The following is a 2,735-nucleotide window of genomic DNA, read 5'->3' on the forward strand; positions in this document are numbered from 1 at the left end:
GTCGAGATTTACTGCTACGCCGCCCTCAGGAAATTTGCCCTACCCATGGAGTAGATCTTGAAAACCGATTCCGCTTGACACCGGGAGTCATATCAACGCGGTGACGTGTATCTGCGAACGCTGCTGATCCACGGCGCACGATCGGTCATCGTGAGCGCCAGGCATTTGCCGGAGCGTTTGCGTCAGATGCTCTCCCGGCGTCCAACGAACGTCGTGGCTGTTGCACTCGCCAACAAGATGGCGCGAACAATCTGGGCGCTGCTGGCATACGGCCGAACGTATGAGGCAGCCCGCGCGCAGTGATCAAGCTTCAATGTCCATAACCCACCATTCACGGTTGCACAGGTGTACTGAGTGATGGCAAGACAGGTTGGACCGCGAAAAGGCAAGCCTGAGACATTTCTCGGACCTCGAGTCCGCTAATTAGATTAGGACCTTTGCGGCGAAATCCATCGGGGCCGGCGGGGACATCCCGCGATCGAGTCCGGATATAAGTCTGCAACCACCCTCCTCGCCACACACAATCACCTTGCAAATGGGAGGCGACCATATAAGAAATGTCGTGTTTTGAGGGTTAAAAGGTTTGTCTCTAACGGGTTACAGCTCACGCAGTGTCGAAGGTTGGCGCTTGAACGGGCAGGGTGCTGGTGTCTGTGCCAGTGCTCCTAGCCCTTTGCAGACCGAGGGCCAGGTTTGCGGGGTTGGGATTGTGGCTGTCTGCGTTGAGCCAGATCGACGATCACATGCTCGACATCGGCCTGCGTGAACTCGCGCTGTTTCTTCGTGCCTGGCAACCGTTCCCTGGTTCGAGCCAGTTGGCCTTGATTCGTGCGGGACGGCGAACCAGATGCCCTTCGGTTATCGCGCTGCGCCTGAATCGCCTGTGCGACCTGGAGCACATGGCTCAGGCGCTTGTGCTCAACCACAATGCCCTGATCGACTTCGGCCAGCCGATCGTATTGACGATACGGCAATTCACGCCCATCCGCGCGGATTTCGATGCGTCCGTCCGGGTACTCCCACACGTCGATGTAGCGGTGAATCAGCTTCCGGTTCTCCGGCGTGTCGTCCAGCAGATACATCACGCGGTCGTACTGCACCGTCAGCGACTTCGTCACACGCCGCGTCTCGCGCCAGGTCATCAGCAGGTCCAAATTCTCGTCGTCTCGCAGCGGCCGATGCGCATCAAAGCTGCTCTTCGGTGGCTTGGCAAAGCGCGCGTTGTAGGCAGCCATAAAGGAGGGTGCCCAGGCATTCGCTTCAGCCACAGTGCCGATCTCACGCAGCCTCATCTCCTTGACCAGTCGGTCCTGCAGCGTCAGGTGCGCGCGCTCGACGCGTCCCTTGGCCGGGCTGCTGTTCGCACAAAATGTGTCGATGTTCAGTTCGTACATGGCACGGCCGAAGTGCGTCACGCTGCTACCTGTCTTGCGAGCAGCAGCACTACGAAACACGCTCGCCTTGTCGCTGTAGAACGCGCCAGGTTTGCCGTGACGCTCGATGTACGCCCGCGTCGCCTCGAAATAGCTGAACGTCGATTCAGTCGCGGTGAAGTGCAGATGCATCAGCCGGCTCGTCGCGTCGTCCACGTACACCAGCAGCGTGCATTGCGGTGCCCGGTCCTCGAACCAGCGATGATCGCTGCCGTCGATCTGGATCAGTTCGCCCAGGCACGCCCGACGCGCGCGTGGCTGATAAACCTTCGGTGGTCGCTGCCGGCGCGGCACCCACAGCCCGGCCTCCGTCATGAGCCGTCTGACCGTCTCCTTGGCCAGCCGAATACCATGGCATTCCCAAAGCTTCTCGCAGGCCAGCGTCGGCCCGAAATCGGCGTAGCGATCGCGAATGATCGTCAGCACCCGTTGAGCAAGTTCAGTGTCCAGTCGCCGATTGCCTGTGCGGCCACGTTTGCGCGAAGTCAGCCCGGCCGCGCCGGATTCCCGGTACCGGATCACAAGCCGCTCTATCTGTCGCACGCTCAGGCCCAGACGTTCGGCCGCGCGACCGGGCTTCAGGCCCGAATCCACGACGGCCTGGATTACCTTCAAACGATCGAGTTCTCGCATGCTCAATGTCACCAGTGCGCTTCGGTGCATGGACGGCTCCCTGGTCTTGCAGGAAACCGACAAGCTTACCGAGGTAGAAACGCGACATTTCTAAATGGCTAGAACACGACATTTCTTATATGGTCGCCTCCCATTTGCAAGGTGATTGTGTGTGGCGAGGAGGGTGGTTGCAGACTTATATCCGGACTCGATCGCGGGATGTCCCCGCCGGCCCCGATGGATTTCGCCGCAAAGGTCCTAATCTAATTAGCGGACTCGAGGTCCGAGAAATGTCTCAGGCTTGCCTTTTCGCGGTCCAACCTGTCTTGCCATCACTCAGTACACCTGTGCAACCGTGAATGGTGGGTTATGGACATTGAAGCTTGATCACTGCGCGCGGGCTGCCTCATACGTTCGGCCGTATGCCAGCAGCGCCCAGATTGTTCGCGCCATCTTGTTGGCGAGTGCAACAGCCACGACGTTCGTTGGACGCCGGGAGAGCATCTGACGCAAACGCTCCGGCAAATGCCTGGCGCTCACGATGACCGATCGTGCGCCGTGGATCAGCAGCGTTCGCAGATACACGTCACCGCGTTGATATGACTCCCGGTGTCAAGCGGAATCGGTTTTCAAGATCTACTCCATGGGTAGGGCAAATTTCCTGAGGGCGGCGTAGCAGTAAATCTCGAC

At 59.2% G+C, this 2,735-nt stretch carries 1 protein-coding gene and 2 pseudogenes; 1 reads left to right on the plus strand and 2 read right to left on the minus strand.

Translation table 11 applies throughout. The features are described from left to right. Window positions 1-93 precede the first annotated feature (93 nt). A pseudogene (locus C7411_RS36690) lies at window positions 94-303 on the plus strand (IS110 family transposase); the annotation flags it as partial. A 362-nt stretch (window positions 304-665) separates the two neighbouring features. On the opposite strand, the gene C7411_RS36695 reads toward C7411_RS36690, so the two are convergent. Together C7411_RS36695 and C7411_RS36700 are read right to left on the minus strand one after the other, a co-directional pair. Further along, the gene (locus C7411_RS36695) at window positions 666-2,096 is read right to left on the minus strand and encodes an ISNCY family transposase (protein WP_110389025.1); all 1,431 of its coding nucleotides are present in this window, start codon (window positions 2,094-2,096) and stop codon (window positions 666-668) included. 336 nt (window positions 2,097-2,432) lie between these two features. Continuing rightward, window positions 2,433-2,642: pseudogene (locus C7411_RS36700) on the minus strand (IS110 family transposase); the annotation flags it as partial. Window positions 2,643-2,735: the final 93 nt, after the last annotated feature.

It is taken from the genome of Paraburkholderia silvatlantica, from assembly GCF_003096715.1.
GTDB classification, from domain to species: Bacteria; Pseudomonadota; Gammaproteobacteria; order Burkholderiales; family Burkholderiaceae; genus Paraburkholderia; species Paraburkholderia silvatlantica.

Excerpts from the sequence above, each read along its gene's own strand:
- C7411_RS36695 (WP_110389025.1), bottom strand. The coding sequence starts at position 2,096 with ATGCACCGAAGCGCACTGGTGACATTGAGCATGCGAGAACTCGATCGT.